We start from the raw sequence: 22,383 nt of genomic DNA, 5'->3' as shown, positions 1-22,383 counted from the left end.
GGGTGGGCGCCCGAGGCCCGTCGCTCGGCGGTCGACGGACCGGTCACGGCAGTGACTCCCCGCTGACGGCGCGACCGGGGGCACTGCCGTGAGGGCATGGAGGTCTACCGCTGCTCGACGGTGCGGCGGTTTCTGGCTGTGGCTCGGGACCCGTGGTCGCCGGCGCGGAAGAGGGGTCCACTGCCGTGAGGAGGGTGGCGGATGGTGGTCTTCGGGATGGGTGGTCAGCGCTGCCTTGCCACGAGTATCCGCAATAATCGAAGCAAACGCAACAAGTGTCGATGGGACAGGTCTGCGGTCCGAAGGAGACCGACGGTTCCGTCGAAGCGGCGGTCCGCTCACGCCGTCGTCGGAGGAGAGGGCGCAGCCGGACCCGGCTCCGCGTCCCGGTCATGCTCATCTGCCGCACCGCGCGCACCGACCGTGGCCGCCCCTCGGAGGTCAACGACATGATCCGGGGGCTGCCTCCCACGTCCCGGCAGGGGACCTGTCGACGACGCTGCGAACGCCTGCTGCAGCCGACAGCGTGGGCCTGCTCCGATCGCTCGGGGCCGGAGCAGGCCCAGGCGGCCCGCTCACACAGGTGGGTGTGTCAGGACCGGCCCGAGCGGTCGCGGGTCTCGTCCTTGAGGTGTCCGCCCGACTCCCGTGCCTGCTCCCGCACCTCGCCGGTGCGGTCGCGGGCCTCGTCCTGGGTGGTCCGGGCGGCCTCGGCCGCGGTGTCCTTGACCTCCGCGGCGGCGCTCTGCGTCACCTCCCGGGCGCCCTCCTTGAGGTGCTGCGCGGACTCGGCGGCGGCCTGCTTCACCGGTTCCAGCGCCTCACCGCCTCGTTCCATCAGCTCGGCGGCCTTCTCCTGCTCGGCCGTCGAGGCCGGCACCACCGAGGCGGCCAGCAGTCCCACGCCGAAGGCAACCAGGCCGGCGGCCAGGGGGTTGCCGCGGGTCTGCTCACGGGCCATGTCGGGGGCCTGTTGCACGGCCTGGCCGGCCTGGCCGGCCGTCTCCCTGGCCGACTCGGCCGCGCGGCCGGTGCCCTCCTGTACCGAACCGGCCGCCGACCGGGCGGAGTCGGCCACCCCGTGTGCGGTGCCGGTGACGCCGTGGGCGGTGTGCGAGGCGGTGCCCATCACGCGGTCCCGGAGACCTCCCACCGCGCCGCGCACGCGTGCCTTGCGGCGCCGCGCCACGCGCTTCGGGCTCGTGCGGTCGGCGAGCCGGTCCACGTCCGCGGACAGCTGGTGGCGAGTGGCCTCGATCTCGGCCCTCACCTGGTCGGGTGACGTGCCCATGCCGCATTCTCCTTCAGGGTCTCGACGGTCTGCTCGGGCGTGGGGGAGACGGTGCGCATCCGCGCCCGCCCCTTCAGGAAGAGCACGCCCGCCACCACGGCCCACACCCCGGTGACGATCAGGGCGGCCCAGCCCCCGTCCATGACGTTGGACAGGCCCAGAACGGCTGCCAGTGAAAGGAACAGCAGCACCATGTAGCCGGCGAACCCGGCCCCGCCGAACATCCCGGCGGCCTTGCCGGCGTTGCTCGCCTCCTGCTTGACCTCGGCCTTGGCCAGCTCGATCTCCTGACGGAAGAGCGTCTGGAGGTCCGAGGTCACCCGTGACAGCAACTGACCCACGGACGGGTCCTCGAGTCCTTGCCGCTCGGTACCGGCCGGTACCCGCGCCCGGGTGGCCCCGGAGGCGGGCGGCGGCGCGTACGTGCGGGACGGTGACGTCATGTCACACCCCCGGATGCGGGCGGCTCGGCGCACCGTTCGGCGGCGCCCCGGTCGGCAGGGAGCCCACGCCCGGCGGCACCGCCGGCGGGGGTCCCGACGGCAGGGCGGCCGGGGCGGACGCCTCCGCGCCGTCCGCGGAGGTCTCCGGTCCTGCCTGCGCGGAGTTCCCCGACGCCTTGACCAGCCGGCCCACCACGAGCCCGGCCAGCAGCGCGCCGCCGAGGAAGGTCCCGGGTCGCCGCCGGGCGAAGCCCTGGAGGTCGGCGACGAGCCCCTCGACGCCCTGCTGCTCCAGGTAGTCGGCGGCGCGGTGGCTGCGGCCCGCCGCCTCGGCGGCCAGACCGCGGGCGGCGGAGTCGTGACGGGCGTGGTCGGCCAGGTCGGACAGGTCGCCCGCCCACTGCCGCAGCGTGCCGGCGGCCCGCCGGGCCTGCCCGTCCGCCTCCTCCACGGCCCGGCCACGCAGGTCCCGCACGGCCGAACCGGCCTGCCGACGCGCCTCCCCGGCCACCGTCCGCGCCTGTTCCGCCGCGGTGCCCGCGACCTGGCCGGCGGCCTCCTTGGCGTGACCGGCCGTCGCGGAGGCCTCTGCCTTGATTTTCTCCCGGGTGTCCGCGGCTCCGGTCCCGGTGTCTACGGACTCGCTCATCGGCGACTTCCCCTCATCGGATGTCCTGCGTGAGGTCCCGTGTCCCGGACGACCCGGCGCCGTGCCGGAGGGCCGTGCACCAGGCATCCCACGTGACCGTCCGTCCTGGCACGAGTGGCCGGTTGGTGTGGATCGACACCTTTTGAGGGGAAATATCGCAATCGACTGCGCAGGCGCTTCGCCGTGGGGCTGTCGTGTCGGCCCGTGCCCGGGGTGGTGGCCGACGGCGGTGCCCGTGCCTGGGCCTGGGGGCGGTGGCCGGCGGCGGCGATGCCCGTGCCGGTGGCCGGGGCGGGCGCTGCGCGCAGCGAGGACCGCGGGAGACCGCAGGAGACCACGGGGGACCACGGGGAACGGCGAGTACCGAGCGAACTCCCTAGGAGTCAGCCGCCTGCTGCGTCAGCAGCTTGTGCAGCGGTTCCGTCGCCCGGCGCCGGTACTCCTGCACCGCCCAGCCGTTGCCGTCCGGGTCCTTGAAGTACATGAACGTCGCGCCGTCGTCCGGGGCGTACTGCTGCGGCTCACTCACCTCCAGCCCCCGTGCGGTCAGTTCGGCGTGGGCCGCCTTGATGTCGGCGACGCACAGCTGCAGCCCCTGGTAGGAACCGGCGGCGGGGGTCGGCCCGGGCGTCGACTCCCAGAGCGTGTCGCCCAGGGCGATCGAGCAGCCGGAGCCGGGCGGGGTCAGCTGGACGATGCGCATGCCCGGCATGACCTCCTGGTCGATGTCGACGTGGAAGCCGACCTTGTCGCGGTAGAAGTCGCGGGCCCGGTCGATGTCGCTCACCGGCAGCGGGATCACTTCGAGGGTGAAGTCCATGGAACGTGGCTCCTTCGTCGAGTCGTCGAGTCGTCGGGTCGTCGAGTCGAGTGGCTGTGTCTGGGCGCTTCGTGTGGTTGCCCGGTCGCGTCGCCCGGTCGCGTCGGCGCGGGCCGGGAGGCACCTCCCACCGAATCCGAAAACGGGGCGCTCCGCCACCGAAACGCCGCACCGGGGCCGGAGTCGGTGCGAGCCGGCCGCCGTCCCGGGCCGGGGCCCCTTCCTGCGGATAGGCTCGTGGCCGTACGAGACGTCTCCGCGACGTTTCCCGAGCACGAGCCGGGCAGCCCGCTCCCGAGCACGAGCCGTGGAGCCCGCTCCCGCGCGCGAGCCGGGGCGCAGGTGCCGGAGCGCCCACGGGCGGTCCGGGACGTACGGGGGCGGCTCGTGACGCACGGGGCACGGGGCACGGGGTACGCGGGGCAGGGCACGAGGCATGAAGGAGGCCGGGGATGACGTCGGCGCCGGGGCGCAGGAGCAGTACCTTCACGCGGCTGCTGCGGCACGGCTTCACGGACCCCTCCGCGTCCGAGCGCCTGCTGGACGGCCCCGAGCTCACCCCCCTGCGCGACGACCCCGTGCTGCTCGACGCCCTCGGCGCCACCGCCGACCCCGATCTGGCGCTGCTCGGCCTGGTCCGCCTGCTGGAGGCGCAGCCGGACCCCACCGCCCGCCGGGAACTCCTGGACACGGTCATCGCGGCCAAGCCGCTGCGGGACCGGCTGCTGGGCGTGCTCGGGGCCTCCGCGGCCCTCGCCGACCACCTCGCCCGGCACCCCGGTGACTGGCAGGCCCTGGTCACCTACGAGCCGCGGGACCTGCACCCGGGCGTCGAGGAGTTCGAGAGCGGCCTGGCCGGGGTCACCGACGCCGTGACGCTCCGGGTCGCCTACCGGCGCTGCCTGCTCTCCATCGCCGCCCGTGACGTCTGCGACACCATCGACGTCGCCGAGACCGCCGCCGAACTGGCGGACCTGGCCACCGCCACCCTGCGCGCCGCCCTCCGGCTCGCCCGGGAGGCCGCGCCCGAGGACGCCGCGCTGTGCCGGCTCGCGGTGATCGCGCTGGGCAAGTGCGGCGGACACGAGCTGAACTACGTCTCGGACGTCGACGTCGTCTTCGTCGGCGAGGCCGCCGAGGGGGCCGACGAGGACAAGGCGCTGCGGGCCGCCACCCGGCTCGCCTCGCACATGATGCGGCTCTGCTCCGAGACGACCGTCGAGGGCACCATCTGGCCCGTCGACGCCAACCTGCGGCCCGAGGGGCGCAACGGCCCGCTGGTGCGCACCCTGGCCTCGCACCTCGCCTACTACCAGCGCTGGGCCAAGACCTGGGAGTTCCAGGCGCTGCTCAAGGCCCGCCCGGTGGCCGGCGACGCGGACCTGGGCGAGGCGTACGTGGCCGCGCTCCACCCCCTGGTGTGGCAGGCGGCCGAGCGGGACAACTTCGTCGCGGACGTGCAGAAGATGCGCCGCCGGGTGGTGGAGAACATCCCCGTCGCCGAGGTCGACCGCCAGCTCAAGCTGGGGCCCGGCGGACTGCGGGACGTCGAGTTCGCCGTGCAGCTGCTCCAGCTCGTGCACGGACGCACCGACGCCTCCCTGCGCAGCGGCACCACCCTGGACGCCCTCAAGGCGCTCGCCGCCGGCGGCTACGTCGGGCGCACGGACGCCGCCCGGCTCGACGAGGCGTACCGCTTCCTGCGCTCCATGGAGCACCGCATCCAGCTGCACCGGCTGCGCCGCACCCACCTGGTCCCCGACGACGAGAGCGACCTGCGCCGCCTCGGCCGCTCGCTGGGCCTGCGCACCGACCCCGTCGCGAGTCTGACCCGGGAGTGGAAGCGGCACGCCTCCGCCGTGCGGCGGCTGCACGAGAAGCTGTTCTACCGGCCGCTGCTCGACGCGGTCGCCCAGCTCGCGCCCGGCGAGGCCCGGCTCAGCGCGGAGGCGGCCCGGGAACGCCTGGTCGCCCTCGGCTACGCCGACCCCGCCGCCGCCCTGCGCCACCTGGAGGCCCTCGCCAGCGGCGTCACCCGCAAGGCCGCCATCCAGCGCACCCTGCTGCCCGTCCTGCTGGGCTGGTTCGCCGACTCCGCCGACCCGGACGCGGGACTGCTCAACTTCCGCAAGGTCTCCGACGCCCTCGGCAAGACCCCCTGGTACCTCAGGCTGCTGCGCGACGAGGGCGCGGCGGCCGAGAACCTGGCGCGGGTGCTGTCCGCCGGGCGGCTCGCGCCCGACCTGCTGATGCGCGCCCCCGAGGCGGTGGCGCTGCTCGGGGACGGCGACGGGGGAGGGCTCCGGCCGCGCCCCCGCGCCCACCTGGAGCAGGAGATCCTCGCCGCCGTCCGGCGCGCCGACAACGCCGCCCAGGGCGTCACCGCGGCCCGTGGCGTGCGCCGCCGGGAGCTGTTCCGGACGGCCGCCGCCGACATCGTCGGCTCCTACGGCACCGAGTCGCAGCCCGCCGAGGCCGACCAGGGCGCGCTGGTCGACCTGGTCGGCGCCGCCGTGTCCGACCTGACGGCCGCCACCCTCGCCGGGACCCTGCGCGCCGTCGTCCGGGAGGGCTGGGGGGACGACCTCCCCACCCGGTTCGCGATCATCGGCATGGGCCGCTTCGGCGGCCACGAGCTGGGCTACGGGTCCGACGCCGACGTCCTGTTCGTGCACGAGCCCCGCGAGGGCGTGGACGAGCACGAGGCCGCCAGGGCGGCCGCCAAGGTCGTCGCGGAGATGCGCCGCCTGCTCCAGATCCCCAGCTCCGACCCGCCCCTGCTGGTCGACGCCGACCTCCGCCCGGAGGGCAGGAACGGGCCGCTCGTGCGCACCCTCAGCTCGTACGAGGCGTACTACCGGCGCTGGTCGCTGGTGTGGGAGCGGCACGCCCTGCTGCGCGCCGAGCACGTCGCCGGGGACGAGGACCTCGGCCGCCGCTTCATCGAGCTGATCGACCCGCTGCGCTACCCGCCCGCCGGGCTCGACGAGGACGCGGTCCGCGAGATCAGGCGGCTGAAGGCCCGCATGGAGTCCGAGCGGCTGCCGCGCGGCGCCGACCCGAAGCTGCACGCCAAACTGGGCCCGGGCGGGCTGTCCGACGTGGAGTGGACCGTGCAGCTGCTGCAACTGCGGCACGCGGCCCGCGAGCCGGGACTGCGGACGACGCGGACCCGGCCGGCCCTGACGGCGGCCCGGGAGGCGGGGCTGATCTCCGCCGAGGACGCCGCCACCCTGGACGAGGCGTGGGTCCTGGCCACCCGGGTGCGCAACGCGGTCATGCTGGTCCGGGGGCGGGCCGGTGACACCTTCCCCACCGTCCCCCGGGAACTGGCCGCCGTCGGCCGCTACCTCGGGCACGGCCCCGGCCACGCGGGCGACATGCTCGACGAGTACCGCCGCACGGCCCGGCGGGCGCGGAGCGTCATGGAGGAACTCTTCTACGGCGGGGACTGAACCCGGCCCGTCCCTACGGCCTCCCTGGGGCCGGGGCCGGCCCCGGCGGCCGACCCCTCCGCCGGCACGGCGGCCGACCCCCGCGACCGGGAGAAAGCCGGCCGTCGGCCCGCGTCGCCGTGAGGGCCCCGCGGGCTCCCGCTCCGGCTACGGTGTGCTCCGCCCCGTCCCGGACAGGGCGTCGGCCTCGGAGGCCGTCCCGGGCCGGCCCGTCCCCTCCCCGGTGTCCGTGCCGCTCCCGCCCGCCGCCGATCCCGTGCCCCGGCCCGTGTCCTCGGCTCCGGCGGTGTCCTCCGACGCCCCGGTCGACGGCGGGGCGGCGTCGGCCGTCGTCCGGGCGGCCTGGGCCACGACCGCCGGGGCTGCCGGAGCGGCGGCACTCCCGGCGCCGGTCCCCTCGCCCGTCCGTCCCGGCCGCCGGTCCGCCACCTGCCGGGGCAGCGCGTACGGGCCGCTGCCGTACCAGAGGCGGGCCACCGCGTAGCCGAAGGCCAGGCAGAGCACGCCGCCCACCGCGTCGAGCCAGAAGTGGTTGGCCGTGGCGACGATGACCACCAGCGTGAGCGCCGGGTACAGCAGCCCCAGCACGCGCACCCACGGGACCGACGCCAGCGCGAAGATGGTCAGACCGCACCACACCGACCAGCCGATGTGCATCGACGGCATCGCGGCGTACTGGTTGGACATGTTCTTCAGGTTGCCGGAGGCCATGGAGCCCCACGTCTGGTGCACCATCACGGTGTCGATGAAGCCGCCGCCGTTCATCAGGCGGGGCGGGGCGAGCGGGAACAGGTAGTAGCCGACGAGGGCGACACCCGTGGTCGCGAACAGCACGAGTCTGGTGGCCGCGTACCGCCCGGGGTGGCCACGGTAGAGCCACACCAGCACACCCAGCGTCACCACGAAGTGCAAGGTGGCGTAGTAGTAGTTCATGCCGACGACCAGCCATGTCACGGAGTTCACGGCGTGGTTGACGGACTGCTCGACCGCGATGCCCAGGTTCTGCTGGACCTCCCAGATCCAGTCGGCGTTGCGCAGGGCCTGCGCCTTCTGCTCGGGCACGGCGTTGCGGACGAGGGAGTACGTCCAGTAACTCACCGCGATCAGAAGGATCTCGAACCAGAGGCGGGGACGCCGTGGCCTGCGCATCCGGCGCAGGAACGCCCGCCCCGTCCGGTCACCGACGGGACGGGGAGCGGCCGATGTCCGGCCGTTCGGCGCAGTCACGGTCGTGTCACCCATAGGCACAGAGTCTGCCAGAAAAGACCTTGCCCACAGATCATCCCTCCGTCCGGCAGCGCCCGCATGTTCTGCCCCGGTCCGGGCAACGCCAACTTCTGCTGACGGCAGGTCCGGTCGGCGGCGCCGGGCACGATGTCCCCGCATGCCTCAGGAGTTGCTGACCGTCCTCAGCCAGGTGTCCCAGCGAGGTGCCCCAGCCCCGAATGTTGCCGCAGCCAGGAGTCGCTGACGGGCGTCACAGCTGGGAGAGTCCCTTCTGCAGGTCCTCCGCGTTCATCACCGGAATCAGCTCGACCTCCGCGCCGAGCTGTGCGAAGAAGGGCTCGCCGGTGGTCGCGATCTGCGAGCTGTCCTGCAGGTCGAGCACGAGCAGGCAGGTCCGCCGGCCGCCGAGCGGCCCGAAATAGGCGGCCTCGGGGTGCAGCCGCCCCAGGGTCTCCTTCATCAGCTCGGGCATCTTCCCGCTGCGGATGACCTCGTTCGACTTCTCCGTGTCCAGCGTCGCCTTGAGCATCACGCGCATCGCACTCACCTTCTCCGGTCGACGCACGCTGCGGTATCACCCCAGGCTATGCCCGGGTGCCGGGGTGCGCGCGGGCACCGGCGCACCGTGGGGCGGGCCCGTCAGGGCCTGTCGGCCGGCCGGTTCCGTTCCCCGGGGGCTCCGGGGGCGGAGGCGGTCGAGCCGCGTACCACCAGTTCCGGCATGAACACGAACTCGCTGTGCGGGGCCGGGGTTCCGCCGATCTCCTCCAGCAGGGTGCGCACCGCGGCCTGGCCCATGGCCGGGACCGGCTTGCGGACGGTGGTCAGCGGCGGGTCGGTGAAGGCGATCAGCGGGGAGTCGTCGAAGCCGACCACCGAGATGTCCCTCGGCACGTCCAGACCGCGCTGCCGGGCGGCCCGTATCGCGCCCAGCGCCATCATGTCGCTCGCGCACACCACGGCCGTGCAGTCGCGGTCCATGAGCGAGGCCGCCGCGGCCTGCCCGCCCTCCAGCGTGTACAGCGAGTGCTGGATCAGTTCCGTCTCCACGGTCTCGGCGGCGAGGCCGAGTTGCTCCTGCACGATGCGCACGAAGCCCTCGATCTTGCGCTGCACCGGCACGAACCGCTTCGGTCCGAGGGCCAGGCCGATCCGGGTGTGGCCGAGGGAGGCGAGGTGGGTGACGGCGAGGGCCATGGCCGCGCGGTCGTCGGGGGAGATGAACGGCGCCTGCACCTTCGGCGAGAAGCCGTCCACCAGCACGAACGGCACGCCCTGGGCCCGCAGCCGGTCGTAGCGCTGGGTGTCGGCGGTGGTGTCCGCGTGCAGTCCGGAGACGTAGATGATGCCGGCGACGCCGCGGTCCACGAGCATCTCGGTGAGCTCGTCCTCCGTCGATCCGCCGGGCGTCTGGGTGGCGAGCACCGGGGTGTAGCCCTGCCGGGTCAGTGCCTGGCCGATGACCTGGGCCAGGGCCGGGAAGATGGGGTTCTCCAGCTCCGGGGTGATCAGCCCGACCAGGCCCTCGCTGCGCTGCCGCAGCCGGACCGGCCGTTCGTAGCCGAGGACGTCGAGGGCGGCGAGGACGGACTGGCGCGTGGTGGCGGCGACGCCCGGCTTGCCGTTGAGGACGCGGCTGACGGTGGCCTCGCTCACCCCCGCCTGGGCAGCGATGTCGGCAAGGCGTGTGGTCACAGCACCGGACTGTATCGGCCGCACCTCTCCCCGCGCACCGGCGGGACGCCTGGCCCGTGCCGTGGAACGGCTCGTAGCGGGCTGCTGGGTCATCGCGGTCCTCACCTCGTGGTCGGCGTCCTCGCAACGGATGATTCCCGCGGCGGCAACGGATGGCAAGTGTTTGCAGAGTCTTGCACAAGCGTCCGAACCCGTGTCGTACCGGTGATGATCCGGGTTGCGCGGGGGTCTAGGAGAGGTCACGGCGGAGTAACCTTCGGCGCTTCTTGCAAAATTTTTCAGCAAGGGCTTTTGTAGCGCTTGCATCGCTGTTACTTTCCAGTCGCCCGGCGGAACCGCGATTCCCGGCCAGTTCCGAGGACGCGGGGCCGCGGCGGCAAGCCGGCAAGCCGGCAGGGCGGCAGACGGGGCCGCTCCCTGTGCACGGCTTTCACCCTCAAGGAGAACTCATGCGGCGTGGCATAGCGGCCACCGCGCTGGTGGCGTCCCTCGCCCTCGCGGCGACGGCCTGCGGCGGAGACAGCGACAGCGGCGACAAGGCCGACGGCCCGGTCACCATCACCTGGTGGGACACCTCCAACGCGACCAACGAGGCGCCGACGTACAAGGCCCTGGTCAAGGAGTTCGAGGCCGCCAACAAGGACATCAAGGTCAACTTCGTCAACGTCCCCTTCGACCAGGCGCAGAACAAGTTCGACACCGCCGCCGGTTCCAAGGGCGCCCCCGACGTGCTGCGCTCCGAGGTCGGCTGGACCCCCGCCTTCGCCAAGAAGGGCTTCTTCCTGCCGCTGGACGGCACCGAGGCCCTCGCCGACCAGGACAAGTTCAAGTCCAACCTGATCGAGCAGGCCAAGTACGAGGGCAAGACCTACGGCGTCCCCTTCACCACAGACACCCTGGCCTTCGTCTACAACAAGGAACTGTTCGAGAAGGCCGGCGTCGAGGTCCCCAAGACCTGGGACGACCTGAAGAAGGCCGCCGCCACCATCAAGGACGAGACCGGCGTCGACGGCTACTGGGGCTCCACCCAGTCCTACTACGCCCAGTCGTTCCTCTACGGCGAGGGCACCGACACGGTCGACGCCGACGCCAAGAAGATCACCGTCAAGTCGCCCGAGGCCGTGAAGGCCTACGGCACCTGGCTGAGCCTGTTCAAGGGCAAGGGCCTGCACAAGGCCGACACCACCGCCGACGCCTACGCCCACATCCAGGACGCGTTCGTCAACGGCAAGGTCGCCTCGATCATCCAGGGCCCGTGGGAGATCACCAACTTCTACAAGGGCACCGCGTTCAAGGACAAGAACAACCTCGGCGTCGCCACCGTCCCGGCCGGTTCCGCCGGCAAGGCGGGCGCCCCGACCGGCGGCCACAACCTGTCCGTGTACGCCGGGTCCACCGAGGCCAAGCAGAAGGCCGCGCTGAAGTTCGTCAACTTCATGACCTCGGCCAAGGCGCAGGAGACCATCGCGCTGAAGAACTCCACGCTGCCCACGCGGGACGACGCCTACACCGACGAGGTCAAGGCCGACCCGGGCATCGCCGGCTACCAGACGGTCCTCGAGGCCGCCCAGCCGCGCCCGGCACTGCCTGAGTACAGCTCCCTGTGGGGCCCGCTGGACGACGAACTGCCGCAGATCGCCGGCGGCAAGAAGTCCCTGGACAAGGGGCTGACCGACGCGGAGACCGCGATCGCGAAGCTGGTGCCGGACTTCAGCAAGTAATGCCCGCGTGGCCGCCGGACCCCCTCCCCGCACGACGGGTCCGGCGGCCACCGGCCTGTGTGCCTACCCCTTGACCACCCAGAAGGTGCCGAACCATGACAGTCGCCATCGACCGCGCGACCGGCAAGCGCCGCGGTGACCGCGCGCCCCGCCCCGGACCGGTCCGCAGGCTGAAGCACGCCTACCAGAAGCACTGGTACGCCTACGCCATGATCCTGCCGGTGGTCGTCGTGCTCGGCGTCATCGTGCTGTATCCCCTGGCGTACGGCCTCTACCTCACCCTCACCGATGCGGACAGCCTCAACTCGGCCCGCACCATCGGCGTCAACGAGATCGAGGCCACCTACAAGTTCATCGGCCTGGACAACTACGCCGAGATCCTGTGGGGCGAGACCGCCTACGAGCGCTTCTGGTCCAAGTTCCTCTGGACGATCTTCTGGACCGCGGCCTGCGTCACCCTGCACTACGGCATCGGCCTGGGCCTCGCCCTGCTGCTGAACCAGAAGCTGCGGGGCCGCACCCTCTACCGGCTGATCCTCATCCTGCCGTGGGCCGTGCCGACCTTCGTCACCGTCTTCGGCTGGCGCTTCATGCTCGCCGACGCCGGCATCATCAACTCGGGCCTCGACTTCCTCGGCCTGCCGACCCCGCTGTGGCTGGAGGACACCTTCTGGCAGCGGTTCGCCGCCATCATGGTCAACACCTGGTGCGGAGTGCCGTTCATGATGGTCTCCCTGCTCGGCGGCCTGCAGTCCATCGACGCCAGCCTGTACGAGGCGGCCGAGATGGACGGCGCGAACGCCTGGCAGCGCTTCCGCCACGTCACCCTGCCCGGCCTGCGCTCGGTCAGCTCCACCGTGGTGCTGCTCGGCGTCATCTGGACCTTCAACCAGTTCGCGATCATCTTCCTGCTGTTCGGCAACACCGCCCCGGACGCCCAGATCCTCGTGACCTGGGCCTACCAGCTCGGCTTCGGGCAGCAGCCGCGCGAGTTCGCCGAGTCCGCCGCCTACGGCATGCTGCTGCTGGCCGTCCTCGTCGTCTTCACCTCCTTCTACCGCCGCTGGCTGAACCGCAATGACCAGCAGCTCGCGATCTGAGGCAGGAGCCCCCATGAGCACCACTACCGTCACCAAGGCCGCCCCGGCGGACCTGCCCGCCGGAGCGCCGGCCCCCACCGGGAAGGCGCGTCGGCGGGGGGAGACAGGCCCGCTCGGCAGGCTCACCTCGCACGGCATCCTGATCGTGGCGAGCCTCATCGCGCTGTTCCCGGTCGCCTGGCTGGTCTACCTGTCCCTCGGCCCGGACAAGGACGACTACCTGCGTCCCGGCGGCATCTGGAACAAGATGACGCTGGACAACTACGTCTTCGTGCTCCAGGAGTCGAACTTCTTCCACTGGCTCAAGAGCTCGCTGATCGTCTCCCTGGGCACCACCGTCATCGGGGTGATGGTGGCCGCCACCACGGGGTACGCGGTGTCCCGGATGAGGTTTCCGGGATACAAGAAGTTCATGTGGGTACTCCTGGTGACCCAGATGTTCCCGGTGGCCGTCCTGATGGTCCCGATGTACCAGATCCTGTCGCAGTTCGCGCTCATCGACAGCTACCTCGGACTCATCCTCGTGTACTGCTCGACGGCGGTGCCCTACTGCGCCTGGCTGATGAAGGGCTACTTCGACACCATCCCGTTCGAGATCGACGAGGCGGGACGGGTCGACGGGCTGAACCCCTTCGGCACGTTCGTGCGGCTGATCCTGCCGCTCGCCAAGCCGGGGCTCGCGGTCGCCGCCTTCTACAGCTTCATCACGGCGTTCGGCGAGGTCGCGTTCGCCACGACGTTCATGCTGGACGATCAGAAGTACACACTCGCCGTCGGTCTGCAGAGCTTCATCAGCGAGCACGACGCCCAGCGCAACCTCATGGCCGCCACCGCGGTCCTGATCGCGATACCCGTCTCCGCGTTCTTCTACCTCGTGCAGAAGAACCTGGTGACCGGCCTCACGGCCGGCGGAACGAAGGGCTGACCTCCTTCGCGGACGACTCCCGCGCGCCTGACGCGCGGGGTGGCGGCCGCGGTGTCGATTCCGACCCCGCAGGCACCGCGGCCGTCACGTCCCCACCGCCTTCCCCACAAGCCTCTTGAGTACAAGGACGACATGAGCCAGCAGCACTCCACCCCGGACCCCTCGACCGACTCGGCCGTCGCCACCGTCGACGGGCACCGTGACTGGTGGCGGGACGCGGTGATCTACCAGGTGTACCCGCGCAGCTTCGCCGACAGCAACGGCGACGGCATGGGGGACCTGGAAGGCATCCGCTCCCGCCTGCCGTACCTGCGCGACCTCGGCGTGGACGCGGTGTGGCTGAGCCCGTTCTACGCCTCCCCGCAGGCCGACGCGGGCTACGACGTCTCCGACTACCGGGCCGTCGACCCGATGTTCGGCAACCTGCTCGACGCCGACGCCCTGATCCGCGACGCCCACGCCCTGGGCCTGAGGATCATCGTCGACCTCGTGCCCAACCACTCCTCCGACCAGCACGAATGGTTCAAGCGCGCGATCGCCGAGGGCCCCGGCTCGCCGCTGCGGGAGCGGTACTACTTCCGACCGGGCAAGGGCGAGAACGGGGAGCTGCCGCCCAACGACTGGGAGTCGATCTTCGGCGGCCCGGCCTGGACGCGCGTCACCGAACCCGACGGCACGCCCGGCGAGTGGTACCTGCACCTGTTCGCGCCGGAGCAGCCCGACTTCAACTGGGAGCACCCGGCGGTCGGCGACGAGTTCCGCTCCATCCTGCGGTTCTGGCTCGACATGGGCGTGGACGGCTTCCGCATCGACGTCGCCCACGGCATGGTGAAGGCCGAGGGCCTGCCCGACCTGGGGTCCCACGAGCAGCTGAAGTTGCTGGGCAACGACGTCATGCCGTTCTTCGACCAGGACGGCGTCCACGACATCTACCGCGAGTGGCGGCTGGTGCTGGAGGAGTACGCGGGGGAGCGCATTTTCGTCGCCGAGGCGTGGACGCCGACGGTGGAGCGCACCGCCAACTACGTGCGCCCCGACGAGCTGCACCAGGCGTTCAACTTCCAGTACCTCTCCACCCCCTGGGACGCCGAGGAGCTGCGCGCCGTCATCGACCGCACGCTGGACTCGATGCGCCCGGTCGGCGCCCCCGCCACCTGGGTGCTGTCGAACCACGACGTCACCCGGCACGCCACCCGCTTCGGCAACCCGCCCGGCCTGGGCACCCAGCTCCGGGAGCCCGGCGATCGCGAGCTGGGCCTGCGCCGGGCCCGCGCGGCGACCCTGCTGATGCTGGCGCTGCCGGGGTCGGCGTACATCTACCAGGGTGAGGAGCTGGGCCTGCCGGACGTCGTGGACCTGCCGGACGAGGTGCGCCAGGACCCGGCGTACTTCCGCGGCGCGGGCCAGGACGGCTTCCGCGACGGCTGCCGCGTGCCGATCCCGTGGACCCGCGAGGGGTCGTCGTTCGGCTTCGGGGACGGCGGCAGCTGGCTCCCGCAGCCGGACAGCTGGGGCGAGCTGAGTGTCGAGGCGCAGACCGGTGTGCCGGGCTCCACCCTGGAGCTGTACCGGGCGGCGCTGGCCGTCCGGCGGGAGCAGCCCGACCTGGGGGCGGGGGAGTCCGTGGAGTGGCTGCGGGCCCCCGAAGGGGTGCTGGCCTTCCGGCGCGGTGACTTCGTGTGCGTGGCGAACACCACCGGCGAGTCGGTGACCGTGCCGTCCTACGGGCGGGTGCTCATCAGCAACGCCGAGGTCGGCGAGACGGCGTCCGAGGCGAAGGTGCCGGCGGACACGACCGTGTGGTGGACCCGCGCCTGACCTCCCGCTCCGCGAAGAGGTCCGTCCGGCAACTTTCTTGCTTCAACTTCGTACGGCCCGCTGCCCTTTCGGGTGGCGGGCCCTTAACATCTGCGTAGCCGCAAGGTTTCTGAAGGTTTCTGCAAGCGCCTTCACCCGGAAACCGGGCGGTTCCCCACATGCCTTCGACGAAGAAGGAACCCCACATGGCACGCAGAACCCTCTCCGGGGTGGCCGCCCTCGCCGCGGCCGCCCTTGTCATGACCCCGACGCAAGCGTCGGCCTCCCCTCCCGGCTCGAAGGACGTCACGGCCGTCCTCTTCGAGTGGAACTTCGCCTCCGTCGCCCGCGAGTGCACCACCACCCTCGGGCCGGCCGGATACGGCTACGTCCAGGTCTCCCCGCCCGCCGAGCACATACAGGGCTCGCAGTGGTGGACGTCCTACCAGCCGGTGAGCTACAAGATCGCCGGACGCCTCGGCGACCGCACCGCGTTCCGGAACATGGTGAACACCTGCCACGCGGCCGGCGTGAAGGTCGTCGTCGACACCGTCATCAACCACATGTCCGCGGGCGCCGGCAACGGCACCGGCACCGGCGGTTCGCGGTACACCAAGTACGACTACCCCGGCCTGTACTCGTCGTACGACTTCGACGACTGCACCACGCAGATCACCGACTACCGCAACCGGTGGAACGTCCAGAACTGCGAACTGGTCGGCCTCGCCGACCTCGACACCGGTGAGGAGTACGTCCGCCGGACCATTGCCGGGTACATGAACGACCTGCTCTCCCTCGGCGTGGACGGCTTCCGCATCGACGCGGCCAAGCACATGCCCGCCGCCGACCTGGCGAACATCAAGTCCCGGCTGACCAACCCGTCCGCCTACTGGAAGCAGGAGGTCATCTACGGCGCGGGCGAGGCGGTCCAGCCCGGCGAGTACACCGGCACCGGCGACGTCCAGGAGTTCCGCTACGCCTACGACCTCAAGCGGGTCTTCAACAACGAGAACCTCGCCTACCTGAAGAACTACGGTGAGGGCTGGGGCTACCTCAAGAGCTCCAGCGCCGGCGTCTTCGTCGACAACCACGACACCGAGCGCAACGGCAGCACCCTGTCCTACAAGGACAACGCCACCTACACCCTGGCCAACGTCTTCATGCTGGCCTGGCCCTACGGCGCACCGGACATCAACTCCGGCTACGAGTTCACGAACCACGATGCCGGACCGCCCAACGGCGGCCGGGTGGACGCCTGCTGGCAGAACGGCTGGAAGTGCCAGCACAACTGGCCCGAGATCAAGGCCATGGTCGGCTTCCGCAACGCCACCCGCGGCCAGGCGGTCACCAACTGGTGGGACAACGGCGGCGACGCCATCGCCTTCGGCCGGGGCAGCAAGGGCTTCGTGGCCATCAACCACGAGTCCGGCTCCCTGACCCGCACCTACCAGACCTCCCTGCCCGCGGGCACGTACTGCAACGTGCAGAACAACACCCCGGTCACGGTGAACGGTTCGGGACAGCTCACCGCCACCCTGGGCGCCCACACCGCCCTCGCGGTCCACGCGGACCGTCGCGGCTGCTGAACCCCGCCCGGCCGCCCCTCCGTTGACCGGACGGAGGGGCGGCCGGCCCCCGGTCTGCAAATGCTTGCCGTTTCTTTCACAACCCTTGCTGTAAACCTTTCAACGGCGGTACGGTCACGGCCGGTGCCCCGGCGATGTGGCCGAAACAGGCCGTCGCCGCGGCGTGGGGTCGGACCCAACGAGCCGTACGCACAGGGAGTTCACGCCTTGATACCCAGATGGCCCGCGCCCCCGGGGCGCCGCACCGCACGGGGCCGGCGCATCGCCGCCGTCACCGTCGCCGCCCTCGCCGCGGCGCTCGTGCAGCCGCTCGCCGCCCGCGCGGACGCCCCGCCGGCGCCGCCCTCGGACGCGGCCCTCGCCAAAGCCCCGGCCCGGCACGACCTGACCCGCGAGCAGTTCTACTTCGTCCTGCCGGACCGTTTCGCCAACGGTGACCGCACGAACGACCGCGGCGGACTGACCGGCTCCCGCCTCACCCACGGATACGACCCCACCGACAAGGGGTTCTACCAGGGCGGCGACCTCAAGGGCCTGACGCAGAAGCTGGACTACATCAAGGGCCTGGGCACCACCGCCATCTGGATGGCCCCGATCTTCAAGAACCAGCCCGTCCAGGGCACCGGCAAGGACGCCTCGGCCGGCTACCACGGGTACTGGATCACCGACTTCACCCAGGTCGACCCGCACTTCGGCACCAACAAGGACCTCGAGAGACTCATCGACAAGGCCCACGCCAAGGGCATGAAGGTCTTCTTCGACGTCATCACCAACCACACCGCCGACGTCATCGACTACGAGGAGAAGTCCTACGAGTACCTCTCCAAGGGCGCCTTCCCGTACCTGACGAAGGACGGCCGGCCCTTCGACGACTCCGACTACGCCGACGGCACGCGCCGTTTCCCGCGCGTCGACGCCGGCTCCTTCCCCCGCACCCCCGTCGTCCCCGCCGACAAGAAGCGGCTGAAGGTCCCGTCCTGGCTCAACGACCCGGCGATGTACCACAACCGGGGCGACTCCACCTTCGCCGGGGAGTCCAGCGAGTACGGCGACTTCTCCGGCCTCGACGACCTGTGGACCGAGCGTCCCGAGGTCGTCCGCGGCATGGAGAAGATCTACCAGCGGTGGGTCAAGGACTTCGACATCGACGGCTTCCGGATCGACACCGTGAAGCACGTCAACATGGAGTTCTGGACCCAGTGGGCCACCGCCCTGGACGCCTACGCGGCGAAGCAGGGCCGCAAGGACTTCTTCATGTTCGGCGAGGTCTACTCCGCCGACCCGGACGTCACCGCCCCCTACGTCACCGAGGGCCGCCTCGACGCCACCCTGGACTTCCCCTTCCAGGAGGCGGCACGCCAGTACGCCTCCCAGGGCGGCAGCGCGAAGAAGCTCGCCGCCGTCTTCGGCGCCGACCACAAGTACACGACCGACAAGGCCAACGCCTACGAACAGGTCACCTTCCTCGGCAACCACGACATGGGCCGCATCGGGACCTTCCTGAAGCAGGACAACCCGAAGGCGTCCGACGCGGAACTGCTGAAGAAGGGCCGGCTCGCCAACGAGCTGATGTTCCTCAACCGGGGCAACCCGGTCGTCTACTACGGCGACGAGCAGGGCTTCACCGGCGCCGGCGGCGACAAGGACGCCCGCCAGACCCTCTTCGCGTCCCGCACCGCCGACTACCTCGACGACGACCTGATCGGCACCGACCGCACCCACGCCGAGGACACCTACGACACCCGCTCGCCGTTCTACCGGCAGATCAGCGCCCTCGCCAAGCTCCGCAAGGCGCACCCCGCCCTCACCGACGGCATCCAGCAGGAGCGCCACGCCGCCGACGGACCCGGCGTCTACGCCGTCTCCCGCACCGCCACCGGCAAGGACACCACCGAGTACGTCGTCGCCTTCAACAACGCCGACGAGGCGAAGAAGGCCACCTTCGCCACCGGCTCCGCCCGCATGCCGTTCAAGGGCATCCACGGCACCGACGCCACCGTCACCAGCGGCGCCGACCGGAACATCACCGTCACCGTCCCGGCGAACTCGGCGATCGTCCTCAAGGCCGCCCGCCCGCTCGCGAAGCCGGACGCCAAGCCCACGATCTCCCTGAAGGCCCCCGAGGCCGGCGCCACCGGCACCGTCGAACTCACCGCCGACGTCGAGGGCGGCCAGCTCAACCGGGTCGTCTTCGCCGCCCAGACCGGCAACGGAAAGTGGCGCGTCCTCGGCTCGTCCGACCACGCCCCGCACAAGGTCACCCACACCATCGGCGAGGACGTCCCCGCCGGTACCGCCCTGCGCTACAAGGCCGTCGTCATCGACTCCGCCGGCCGCACCGCGAGCGCCCTCGCCACCTCCACCACCGGCACCCCGCCCGTGGAGACCCCGCCGTCCGCCGCCTCCCGCGACTACGCGATCGTGCACTACAAGCGGGCCGACGGCGACTACGACGACTGGGGCCTGTACGCCTGGGGCGACCTCGCCGAGGGCGAGGCCACCGAATGGCCAGCCAGCCACCCCTTCACCGGCCGCGACGCCTACGGCGCCTTCGCGTACGTCAAGCTGAAGCCGGGCGCCTCCGACCTCGGCTTCCTGGTCGTCGACAAGGACGGCACCAAGGACGTCGACACCGACCGCACCATCGACCTCACCCGCACCGGCGAGGTCTGGATCGAACAGGGCAAGGAGACCGTCACCACCGAACGGCCCGAGTACCCCGCCCAGGACACCACCAAGGCCGTCCTGCACTACCACCGCGCCGACGGCGACTACGACGGCTGGGGCCTGCACACCTGGACCGGTGCCGCCGAGCCCACCGACTGGTCGAAGCCCCTGGAACCGGTGAAGACTGATGCCTATGGCGCGGTCTTCGAGGTGCCGCTCGCCGAGGGTGCCACCAGCCTCAGCTACATCGTCCACAAGGGCGACGAGAAGGACCTCCCGTCCGACCAGTCGCTCGACCTCAGGGCCAACGGCCACGAGGTGTGGCTGTTGAGCGGCCAGGAGAAGTATCTGCTGCCGCAGCCCGCCGGGTCCGCGGCAGCCCTCGACCTGTCCACCTCCAAGGCGGTCTGGATCGACCGGAACACCCTGGTCTGGGGTGGCTCCGACGCCGCCGCCTCCACCCAGCTCCTCGCCTCGCCCACCGGCACCGTCACGGTCGAGGACGGCACGCTCCGCACCGGCGACGCCCGCTGGCTGCGCCTGGCGCGGACCACCCTCACTGACGCCCAGAAGGCCCGCTTCCCGCACCTGAAGGACGGCACCGCCTGGTCCGTCGACCCGCGCGACCGGGACCGGGTGCGCGCTGCCCTGCGCGGCCAGGTCGTCGCCACCCAGCACGCGGCCAACGGCGCCGTGCTCGCCGCCACCGGCGTACAGCTCGCCGGGGTCCTCGACGACCTCTACGCCGCCCGTGCCACCAAGGCGGACCTGGGACCGGTGTTCCGCAACGGTCGGCCGACGCTGTCCGTGTGGGCGCCCACCGCGCGCGACGTCGCCCTGGAGATCGACGGCCGCACCGTCCGCATGCACCGCGACGACGCCACCGGCGTCTGGTCCGCCACCGGCCCCGCCTCCTGGAAGGGCAAGCCGTACCGGTACGCCGTCACGGTGTGGGCGCCCAGCACCCGGAAGATCGTCACCAACAAGGTCACCGACCCCTACTCCGTCGCCCTCACCACCGACTCCGAGCGCAGCCTCGTCGTCGACCTCGGCGACCGGAGCCTCGCCCCCAAGGGCTGGTCGGGGCTGACCAAGCCGAAGGCGGTGCCGCTCAAGGACGCCCAGATCCAGGAACTGCACATCCGCGACTTCTCCGTCGAGGACCGCACGGCGAAGCACCCGGGCACCTATCTCGCGTTCACCGACAAGGACAGCGACGGCAGCCGGCACCTGCGGAAGCTGGCGCGGTCCGGCACCTCCCACGTGCACCTGCTGCCCGCCTTCGACATCGCCACCATCCCCGAGAAGAAGTCCGACCGGGCGAGGGTCGACTGCGACCTCGCCGCCTACCCGGCCGACTCCCCGAAGCAGCAGGAGTGCGTGGCGAAGACCGCCGCCAAGGACGCCTACAACTGGGGCTACGACCCGTACCACTACACGGTCCCCGAGGGCTCCTACGCCACCGACCCGGAGGGCACCGCCCGCACCGTCGAGTTCCGCCGCATGGTCAAGGCGCTCAACGAGGAGGGCCTCGGCGTCGTCCTCGACGTGGTCTACAACCACACCGCGGCCCACGGCCAGGCGAAGACCTCCGTCCTGGACCGGCTCGTGCCCGGCTACTACCAGCGGCTGCTCGCCGACGGCTCCGTCGCCGACAGCACCTGCTGCTCCAACACGGCGCCCGAGAACGCCATGATGGGCAAGCTGGTCGTCGACTCCGTCGTCACCTGGGCCAAGGAGTACAAGGTCGACGGCTTCCGCTTCGACCTCATGGGCCACCACCCGAAGGCGAACATGCTCGCCGTCCGCAAGGCCCTCGACGCCCTCACCCTCAAGAAGGACGGCGTCGACGGCAAGAAGATCATCCTGTACGGCGAGGGCTGGAACTTCGGCGAGATCGCCGACGACGCCCGCTTCGAGCAGGCCACCCAGGCCAACATGGCCGGCACCGGCATCGCCACCTTCTCCGACCGGGCCCGGGACGCCGTGCGCGGCGGCGGTCCCTTCGACGAGGACCCCGGCGTGCAGGGCTTCGCCTCCGGCCTCTACACCGACCCCAACACCTCGACGGCCAACGGCACCGAGGCCGAGCAGAAGGCCCGCCTGCTGCACTACCAGGACCTCATCAAGGTCGGCCTCTCCGGCAACCTCGCCGACTACACCTTCACCGACACCAGCGGCAAGGAGGTCAAGGGCTCCCAGGTCGACTACAACGGCTCACCCGCCGGATACGCGGCCGTCCCCGGCGACGCCCTCGCCTACGCGGACGCCCACGACAACGAGTCCCTGTTCGACGCGCTCGCCTTCAAGCTGCCGAAGGACACCCCGGCCGGCGACCGGGCCCGCATGCAGGTCCTCGCCATGGCGACGGCCACCCTCTCGCAGGGCCCGGCCCTCTCCCAGGCGGGCACCGACCTGCTGCGCTCCAAGTCCCTGGACCGCAACTCCTACGACAGCGGCGACTGGTTCAACGCCATCCACTGGAACTGCGCGGCGGGCAACGGCTTCGGCCGCGGGCTGCCGCCGGCCGCCGACAACGAGGACAAGTGGCCCTACGCCAAGCCCCTGCTGGGCACGGTGAAGGTCGGCTGCCCGCAGATCGAGGGCGCCTCGGCCGCCTACCGGGACCTGCTGAGGATCCGCACGACGGAGAAGGTCTTCTCCCTCGGCACCGCGGACCGGGTGCAGTCCCGGCTCTCCTTCCCGCTGTCCGGCAAGGACGAGACCCCCGGCGTGATCACCATGCGCCTCGGTGACCTGGTCGTGGTCTTCAACGCCACGCCCGAGGCGCAGGACCAGCGCGTCACCGCCCTCGCCGGGACCGGCCACCGGCTGCACCCCGTGCAGGCGAAGGGCGGGGACCCGGTGGTCAGGACGGCGTCCTACGAGCGGAGCACCGGCACGTTCACCGTCCCGGCCCGCACGGTCGCCGTGTTCACCGCGGCGGGCTGACCCGCCGGGCATCACGGACACGACGTAGGCTGAGCCCTCCTGGAACCATCGCAGG

The 22,383-nt window shown here is 71.5% G+C and carries 14 protein-coding genes; 7 read left to right on the top strand and 7 right to left on the bottom strand.

The window, feature by feature from the left end; all coding sequences use genetic code 11:
* Window positions 1-592: 592 nt before the first annotated feature.
* From AB0F01_RS02070 to AB0F01_RS02055, 4 genes are all read right to left on the bottom strand, one after another.
* Window positions 593-1,291 carry a DUF3618 domain-containing protein gene (locus AB0F01_RS02070; RefSeq protein ID WP_362089174.1) on the bottom strand — a complete coding sequence of 233 codons (699 nt, stop codon included), beginning with the start codon at window positions 1,289-1,291 and terminating at the stop codon, window positions 593-595.
* Entirely contained in the window at window positions 1,267-1,632 is a 366-nt protein-coding gene (locus AB0F01_RS02065; protein ID WP_362089173.1) for a phage holin family protein, read from the bottom strand. The genes AB0F01_RS02070 and AB0F01_RS02065 overlap by 25 nt, the downstream gene beginning before the upstream one ends.
* Before the next feature lie 103 nt (window positions 1,633-1,735).
* Entirely contained in the window at window positions 1,736-2,383 is a 648-nt protein-coding gene (locus AB0F01_RS02060; protein WP_362089172.1) for a hypothetical protein, read from the bottom strand.
* 376 nt (window positions 2,384-2,759) lie between these two features.
* The gene (locus AB0F01_RS02055) at window positions 2,760-3,203 is read right to left on the bottom strand and encodes a VOC family protein (RefSeq protein WP_362089171.1); all 444 of its coding nucleotides are present in this window, start codon (window positions 3,201-3,203) and stop codon (window positions 2,760-2,762) included.
* A 452-nt stretch (window positions 3,204-3,655) separates the two neighbouring features.
* On the opposite strand from AB0F01_RS02055, the gene AB0F01_RS02050 reads away from it, so the two are divergent.
* On the top strand, window positions 3,656-6,658 hold the full coding sequence (locus AB0F01_RS02050; protein WP_362089170.1) for a bifunctional [glutamine synthetase] adenylyltransferase/[glutamine synthetase]-adenylyl-L-tyrosine phosphorylase: 3,003 nt from the start codon (window positions 3,656-3,658) through the stop codon (window positions 6,656-6,658).
* 147 nt (window positions 6,659-6,805) lie between these two features.
* On the opposite strand, the gene AB0F01_RS02045 is transcribed toward AB0F01_RS02050, so the two are convergent.
* The 3 genes from AB0F01_RS02045 to AB0F01_RS02035 form a co-directional block, all read right to left on the bottom strand.
* Window positions 6,806-7,900, bottom strand: a complete 1,095-nt coding sequence (locus tag AB0F01_RS02045; protein ID WP_362089169.1) for a phosphatase PAP2 family protein — start codon at window positions 7,898-7,900, stop codon at window positions 6,806-6,808.
* 235 nt (window positions 7,901-8,135) lie between these two features.
* Window positions 8,136-8,423 carry a hypothetical protein gene (locus tag AB0F01_RS02040; protein WP_362089168.1) on the bottom strand — a complete coding sequence of 96 codons (288 nt, stop codon included), beginning with the start codon at window positions 8,421-8,423 and terminating at the stop codon, window positions 8,136-8,138.
* A gap of 101 nt (window positions 8,424-8,524) precedes the next feature.
* Entirely contained in the window at window positions 8,525-9,580 is a 1,056-nt protein-coding gene (locus tag AB0F01_RS02035) for a LacI family DNA-binding transcriptional regulator (RefSeq protein WP_362089167.1), read from the bottom strand.
* Between the two features lie 449 nt (window positions 9,581-10,029).
* Between AB0F01_RS02035 and AB0F01_RS02030 the strand changes: the two genes are divergently transcribed.
* The 6 genes from AB0F01_RS02030 to pulA all read left to right on the top strand — a co-directional run bounded on the left by AB0F01_RS02030 (window position 10,030) and on the right by pulA (window position 22,328).
* A complete protein-coding gene (locus AB0F01_RS02030; RefSeq protein WP_362089166.1) occupies window positions 10,030-11,301 on the top strand; it encodes an extracellular solute-binding protein in 1,272 nt (423 codons plus the stop codon).
* 95 nt (window positions 11,302-11,396) lie between these two features.
* On the top strand, window positions 11,397-12,401 hold the full coding sequence (locus tag AB0F01_RS02025; protein WP_362089165.1) for a sugar ABC transporter permease: 1,005 nt from the start codon (window positions 11,397-11,399) through the stop codon (window positions 12,399-12,401).
* Window positions 12,402-12,414: 13 nt separating this feature from the next.
* A complete protein-coding gene (locus tag AB0F01_RS02020) occupies window positions 12,415-13,326 on the top strand; it encodes a sugar ABC transporter permease (RefSeq protein WP_362089164.1) in 912 nt (303 codons plus the stop codon).
* Between the two features lie 132 nt (window positions 13,327-13,458).
* Window positions 13,459-15,144, top strand: coding sequence for a glycoside hydrolase family 13 protein (locus tag AB0F01_RS02015; RefSeq protein WP_362089163.1), 1,686 nt, complete (start codon window positions 13,459-13,461; stop codon window positions 15,142-15,144).
* A gap of 185 nt (window positions 15,145-15,329) precedes the next feature.
* Window positions 15,330-16,709, top strand: coding sequence for an alpha-amylase family protein (locus AB0F01_RS02010; RefSeq protein WP_362089162.1), 1,380 nt, complete (start codon window positions 15,330-15,332; stop codon window positions 16,707-16,709).
* A 207-nt stretch (window positions 16,710-16,916) separates the two neighbouring features.
* Window positions 16,917-22,328 (top strand): pullulanase-type alpha-1,6-glucosidase, encoded by a 5,412-nt coding sequence (pulA, locus tag AB0F01_RS02005; protein ID WP_362089161.1) that lies wholly within the window; start codon window positions 16,917-16,919, stop codon window positions 22,326-22,328.
* Window positions 22,329-22,383: the final 55 nt, after the last annotated feature.

The sequence above is a fragment of the Streptomyces sp. NPDC029526 genome, assembly GCF_040637405.1.
Lineage (GTDB): Bacteria > Actinomycetota > Actinomycetes > Streptomycetales > Streptomycetaceae > Streptomyces.
This window is presented reverse-complemented; position numbering and strand designations above follow the sequence as displayed.